Genomic DNA, 5626 nt, shown 5'->3' with positions numbered 1-5626 from the left:
GGTCAGGGCAGCGGGCCGGCCGGCTCCAGCTGGTCGGTCCCGTGCCGCACCCGCCAGCTGGCGAGGGGGTAGGCGCCGCTGGCCGGGTCCTCGCGCGCGACCAGCGCCCAGTAGTCGGCGTGGGCGAAGTCGGTGGTGAACTCGACCACCGTGAAACCGTGGCGGTCCAGATCCACCCACCGCACATGGCGGTTGACCTGCGTGAGGGCCCCCTGCGCGGTCTGGGACAGCGGGTTGCCCTCCGGCAGGTTGACCATGTCGTCGATGTTGTTGCTGGTGATCGACGGGGTCACGAACTCGATCGCACCGACGCCCGCGCCCGGGTAGTCCGCGGGCTCGAACGGCACCTCGTTGGCCCAGGAAGTGTGGATGTCACCGGTGAGGAAGACGGTGTTGCGGGTGCCGGCGGCGCGGATGACCTCCATCAGTCTGCGGCGCTCACCCGCGTAGCCGTCCCACTGGTCGGGGTTGTAGGTGATGCCCTCGCGCGGGACGCCCAGCAACTCGGTGAGCGCGGCGGTGGTCCGCGGATCGAGAGGGGGCAGGAGCACGGGCGTGATCATCACCGAGTTGCCGATGACGTTCCAGCGGGCGGTCGATGACCTGAGCCCACGGGCCAGCCAGTCGAACTGCTCGGCGCCGGTGATCGTGCCCGTGACGTCGATCGCGTGGCCGTCGAAGCGGTCCGGCCCCTCCGTGCGGTACGAGCGCAGGTCCAGCATGCTGATCTCGGCGAGCGAGCCCCAGCGCAACCGCCGGTAGAGGTGTCCACCGTCGCGGAGGGACTCGGGCCGCACCGGCATCCACTCGAAGTAGGCCTGGGAGCTGGCGGCCTTGCGGTCGGCGAACGGCCCCTGGTGTGGGTGGTGGTTCTCGGCCCCGTCGGACCAGTTGTCGTTCGCGAGCTCGTGGTCGTCCCAGGTGCAGATCCACGGGACGTGCGCGTGCAGGGACTGGAGGTCCGGGTCGGTGTGGTACTGGGCCAGGCGGATCCGGTAGTCGGCCAGGGTCACGGTGTCGTGCGGGGGATCATGGGGCCGCACCGCCCCGAACTTGCCCGTGTACTCATCGCGGCCGTACTCGTAGATGTAGTCGCCCAGTTCGACGATCGCGTCGAGGTCCCCGCGCGCCTCGAGATGGCGGTACCCGGAGAAGTACCCCGCCTCCCAGTTGGAGCAGGAGACCACCCCGATGCGCCAGCGGCCGGTGGAGGGCAGCGCCCCGTCCGCCGGGGCGGTGCGGGTGCGACCGGTGGGCGAGGTCTGACCGAGCGCACGGAAGCGGTAGTGGTACCAGCGGTCGGGGGCCAGGCCGGTGCAGTCGAACTTGACGGTGTGGTCGCGGCCGGCGTCGGTGACGAGCGAACCGGTCCGGACGACCTGGGAGAAACCGGGGTCGTTGGCGATCTCCCAACTGACGGTGACGGGCACTCCGCGGCCCGAACCCGCGAACGCGTCGGGCGCGGGGGTCACCCTTGTCCACAGGATGACGCGATCGGGCATGGGGTCGCCGGACGCGACCCCGTGCTGGAACACCGCCACGTCGGCGCCCGCGACCGCGGACCGGCCCGCCAGCGCACTCGTGCCCACCGCGGCCCCGGCCAGGGCCCCGGCCTTGAGGACGGTCCGACGGGCGAGACCGGTGGTGGTGGGCGTAGTCCCGGTGCGGGCGGCAGGATCCATGCGTCCAGTTCACCCCACCCGCGGTCGGTAGGTGAGAAAACCCACTGATTTGTCACGGAGAGTTCACCGCCGCATCCACTCGGGCCCTCCCCAGCCCTCGCGAGCGCACCCGGGCCGGCCTTCGCGGCCCTCGAGGTGATGCCGGGGGGTCGGCCGCTGGCCGGGTGGCGCTCGGGTGTCGTGGGATCGTGGACAATGGGGGCATGACCCAGTTCGGAGATCTCCTCGGCCCCCCGCCCACCCGTCTCACCGGCGACCCCGAGGCGGAGGACGCCATCGCCGCTGGTGACGATCCCCGCGCCGTGGCGGCGTCTCATCCCACCGCGTCGATCGCCTGGGCGGAACTCGCCGAGCGCGCGCTCGACGCCGGTGACGTGATCGGCGCCTATGCATTCGCCCGCACCGGCTACCACCGCGGGCTCGACCAGCTGCGACGTCACGGCTGGAAGGGATTCGGGCCGGTGCCCTTCGATCACGAACCCAACCGTGGCTTCCTGCGGTGCGTGGCCGCCCTGGCCCGCGCCGCGCAGTCGATCGGCGAGGAGGAGGAGTACATCCGGTGTCTGGACCTGGTCAATGAGTCGGACCCGCACGCCGCCGCGCCTCTCGGCCTGGCGTGACCGACTGGACGCCCGCACGCAGGGCGTCTACGGCGCGCTCCCGGCCCCACTGAGGGCGCGGACCCGGAGACTCGCGTACGCCTTCCTGCCGATCGTGCAGTGCGGCCTCGCCGCGGGGATCGCCTGGTTCCTCGCCCACGACGTGCTGGGCCACCCGGCGCCGTTCTTCGCGCCCATCGCCGCCGCCCTGGCTCTGGGTACGGGCATGGGTCGCCGGATACGCCGGGGAGTCGAGCTGGTGATCGGTGTGGTGGTGGGGGTGGGTCTGGGCGACCTCCTGATCGCCCAGATCGGCTCCGGTCCGTGGCAGATCACCGCGGTGGTGATCCTGGCCATGTCCGCGGCGGTGTTCCTTGACCGCGGGGCGCTCGTCGGGACGCAGGCCGCGTCGTCGGCGATCCTCGTGGCCACGCTCCTGCCTCCGGGGAGCGCGGGTGGGTACGAGCGGATGGTCGACGCGGCCGTCGGCGGCGTCGTCGCGCTGGTGGCCATGGCGCTGATGCCCGTTCACCCTCTGCGCCGGGCCCGCCGCGAGGCGGCCTCGCTCCTGGGCGTGGCCTCGTCGGTGCTGGCCGAGGTCGCCCAGGGTCTGGACCACCGGGATTCGGAACTCATCCGCTCCGCCCTGCAGGAGGCCCGCGACACCCAGCCGGCGGTCGACGAGATCGCCGAGCAGCTCGCCGGCGCTCGCGAACTGGTGCGGATCTCGCCGTTCTACCGGCGGCGCCGGCCGGAGGAGATCGTGCTGACGGGCGTGCTCAACCCGCTCGACAACGGGATCCGCAACATCCGTGTCCTGGCCCGGCGGGCCATCGTGGCGGTCGACGACCAGGTCGACGTCCCGCCGGCGCTGAGCTCGCTGATCGGGGCGCTGGGAGAGGCGCTGGAGTTGCTCACGCGCCGCGTGGCCGCCGACCCGACCGCTCCCACCGACGCCCAGGTCCACCGGGCCCTGCGCGGGGTGGCGGCACGGGCCAAGCGGGAGCTGGTGCCGGGGTCCGGCCTCACCGAGACCGTGATGCTGGCGCAGATCCGCTCGATCCTCGTGGACATGATGCAGGTCGCGGGGCTGAGCAAAATCTCCGCGCTGGCCACGCTGCCCCCCACCGTCCGCACGCCCGCCGTGGAGCCGGAACTGCTGGAGGAGTGGCCGGAGAACCCGGACCGGCCCCCGAACGTCGTTCCCCCGCTCAGGGCGACACGAGCCTCCATGGCTCGATATGACGATAGAAAGAGGTCCTCTTGACCGCCCGCCGGCCGGTCACGCCGTCCCGGGTGATCATCCCCGCCTCCGTGCCCAGCTGCACCGCGCGGGCGGCGAGCCACGAGCGCCGCAGCACCCTGCGCGGTCGCGCCGCGGTGGCGCGGACTCCGGGCAGCTCCGGTGTCGGTCGGACGGTGAGGGTGTCGATCTCCCCGGAGAAGATCCGCTCGTCGTCGGCGTAGGCCTCGCCCACCAGGTGGGCGCCGCCCGGCCCGGTCACGGTGGCCTCGCCCACCAGGACGGTTCCGGTCTCGTCCCGGATCAGTGGCACCTCGCGGGCCTCGCCCCGGACGCCGAGCTTGGCCGCGGCCGAACCGGTGGGCAGGTCGTAGGCGCGGGTCGCCGGGGTGGGGTCCTCCGCGACGTACGCGACCTCGACGTCCAGGTTCTCCGACCGCATCAGGCGCGTGAGCAGGGCGGCCAGGCCGGCGTCGGTGCCGCACACCACCACGCGGCGACGAGGTCCGACCTCGTAGAGCGCTCGGTTGACGTCGTCTTTGGTGGGCATCTCGCTGCATTCGACTCGCGGGTGCTCGCCGAGGACGGTCGGGACCGGCGCCGAGCCGCAGCGGAGGACGATCATGCCTCCATCATGGACTCACCGGCGCTCGCGGTCGAACCCGGGCCACGATGACGGCAGGATGGACAACGTGCACCGTATCGACCTCAACTGCGACCTCGGGGAGGCCCGCCGGGGGACGCTGAGGTGGTCATGGTCGCTGGGCGCGCGATCCGGACCCGATCCCGGCGACGCGGCCCTGCTGGACGTGGTGACCTCCGCCAACGTCGCGTGTGGCTTCCACGCGGGCAACCGCCCCACGATGTCCGCGACCGCCGCGGCCGCGGCGGAACGAGGGGTGGCGTTGGGCGCGCACCCCTCCTATCGGGACGCGGCGAACTTCGGGCGGACCGAGATGGAGATCACGCGCGGCGAACTCGCCGACCACGTGTACTTCCAACTCGTGGAGCTGGACATGGCGGCGCGGAGGCGGGGGACGCGGGTCCGGTACGTCAAACCGCACGGCGCCCTGTACAACCGGATCGCCCACGATTCCGATCAGGCCGCCGGCGTGGTGGACGCCGTCCTGCGATATGCGGACCTCGCCGACGAGGATCCCCTGCCCATCCTCGGCCTGCCGGGTTCGGTGGTGCTCTCGCACGCCGCGTCGGTGGGGATCGCCGCCGTCTCGGAGGCCTTCGCGGACCGCGGGTACCGCGCTGACGGGACGCTGGTGCCGCGCGGTCGGCCCGGGGCGGTGATCACCGACGCGGACGAGGTCGCTGCCCGCGTCGTGGACATCGCGAGAGAACGGGAGATCAGCGCCGACGACGGTTCGCGGATCGTGGTGTCCGCGCAGTCGGTGTGCGTGCACGGCGACACCCCCGGCGCACTCGGGTTGGCCCGCCGGGTCCGCCGGGCGCTCGAGGCGGCCGGGGTGGAGGTGGCGCCGTTCACCGGGTCGGTGTCCGCACCGCCCCTGCCGTCAGTGCCACCCCCGCCGCGCGGGTCGCCGCAGGATGAGGGCGACCGGGCCGGCGCGAGGGACGGGCCCCGATGACGACGACGAGGATCCGCCCCTGCGGCGAAGCGGCGCTGATGCTCGACTGTGCTGACCTGTCCGCGGCGGTGGAGCTGGCGCGGCGCGTGGAACAGAGGTGCCCGGAGGCGGTGGACGTGGTCGCCGGGGCCCGGACGGTCCTGGTGACCGCCCGAGATGCCACGGCCCTCCCCGCGTTGCGCGGCAGGCTCGAGGAGTTGCTGGCGCGGGACACGCGTGCGGCGCCGGCCGAGCGCCCCCCAGGCGGTACTCACGACTCCGGACATCACGACGGCGGGCGGGTCCGCGACGTGGTCCTCGACGTCCGCTACGACGGCCCCGACCTGAGCGAGGTCGCCGATCTCGCCGAACTCTCGACGGACGCTCTGATCCGCCGGCACCAAGCGATCACCTGGCGCGCCGCGTTCGGTGGATTCGCGCCCGGGTTCTTCTATCTCGTGGACGAGCGGGACCTGACCGGGGATGGGACCGTATCGCGGGGCGACCGCGCCGCCACCGGAG

The 5626-nt window shown here is 72.9% G+C and carries 6 protein-coding genes; 4 read left to right on the top strand and 2 right to left on the bottom strand.

The window, feature by feature from the left end:
• Window positions 1-2: 2 nt before the first annotated feature.
• Window positions 3-1682, bottom strand: coding sequence for an alkaline phosphatase (locus IY392_RS05205; RefSeq protein WP_194860702.1), 1680 nt, complete (start codon window positions 1680-1682; stop codon window positions 3-5).
• Window positions 1683-1885: 203 nt separating this feature from the next.
• Here IY392_RS05205 and IY392_RS05200 point away from each other — a divergent pair, with 203 nt between their 5' ends.
• Together IY392_RS05200 and IY392_RS05195 are read left to right on the top strand one after the other, a co-directional pair.
• Window positions 1886-2302, top strand: a complete 417-nt coding sequence (locus tag IY392_RS05200; protein ID WP_031265088.1) for a DUF3151 domain-containing protein — start codon at window positions 1886-1888, stop codon at window positions 2300-2302.
• Entirely contained in the window at window positions 2259-3548 is a 1290-nt protein-coding gene (locus IY392_RS05195; RefSeq protein WP_107757440.1) for an FUSC family protein, read from the top strand. Before IY392_RS05200 ends, IY392_RS05195 begins: the two co-directional genes overlap by 44 nt.
• Here IY392_RS05195 and IY392_RS05190 read toward each other — a convergent pair.
• Window positions 3493-4149 (bottom strand): hypothetical protein, encoded by a 657-nt coding sequence (locus IY392_RS05190; RefSeq protein WP_194860701.1) that lies wholly within the window; start codon window positions 4147-4149, stop codon window positions 3493-3495. The two genes, IY392_RS05195 and IY392_RS05190, sit on opposite strands and share 56 nt — an antisense overlap.
• A gap of 58 nt (window positions 4150-4207) precedes the next feature.
• Between IY392_RS05190 and IY392_RS05185 the strand changes: the two genes are divergently transcribed.
• Complete coding sequence (locus tag IY392_RS05185) at window positions 4208-5125, top strand: LamB/YcsF family protein (protein WP_194860700.1); 918 nt, start codon at window positions 4208-4210, stop codon at window positions 5123-5125.
• Window positions 5122-5626, top strand: a 505-nt coding sequence (locus IY392_RS05180) for a carboxyltransferase domain-containing protein (RefSeq protein WP_194860699.1), incomplete at its 3' end; no start/stop codon positions are given. The genes IY392_RS05185 and IY392_RS05180, both read left to right, overlap by 4 nt.

Source organism: Dietzia sp. SYD-A1 (assembly GCF_015356725.1).
GTDB lineage: Bacteria > Actinomycetota > Actinomycetes > Mycobacteriales > Mycobacteriaceae > Dietzia.
Note: the sequence above shows the minus strand (reverse complement) of the source record. Positions and strands in the feature narration are given on the sequence as shown.

Coding starts and splice junctions, on each gene's coding strand:
- IY392_RS05205 (WP_194860702.1), bottom strand. CDS start 1,682: ATGGATCCTGCCGCCCGCACCGGGACTACGCCCACCACCACCGGTCTC.
- IY392_RS05200 (WP_031265088.1), top strand. CDS start 1,886: ATGACCCAGTTCGGAGATCTCCTCGGCCCCCCGCCCACCCGTCTCACC.
- IY392_RS05195 (WP_107757440.1), top strand. CDS start 2,259: ATGAGTCGGACCCGCACGCCGCCGCGCCTCTCGGCCTGGCGTGACCGA.
- IY392_RS05190 (WP_194860701.1), bottom strand. CDS start 4,149: ATGATCGTCCTCCGCTGCGGCTCGGCGCCGGTCCCGACCGTCCTCGGC.
- IY392_RS05185 (WP_194860700.1), top strand. CDS start 4,208: ATGGACAACGTGCACCGTATCGACCTCAACTGCGACCTCGGGGAGGCC.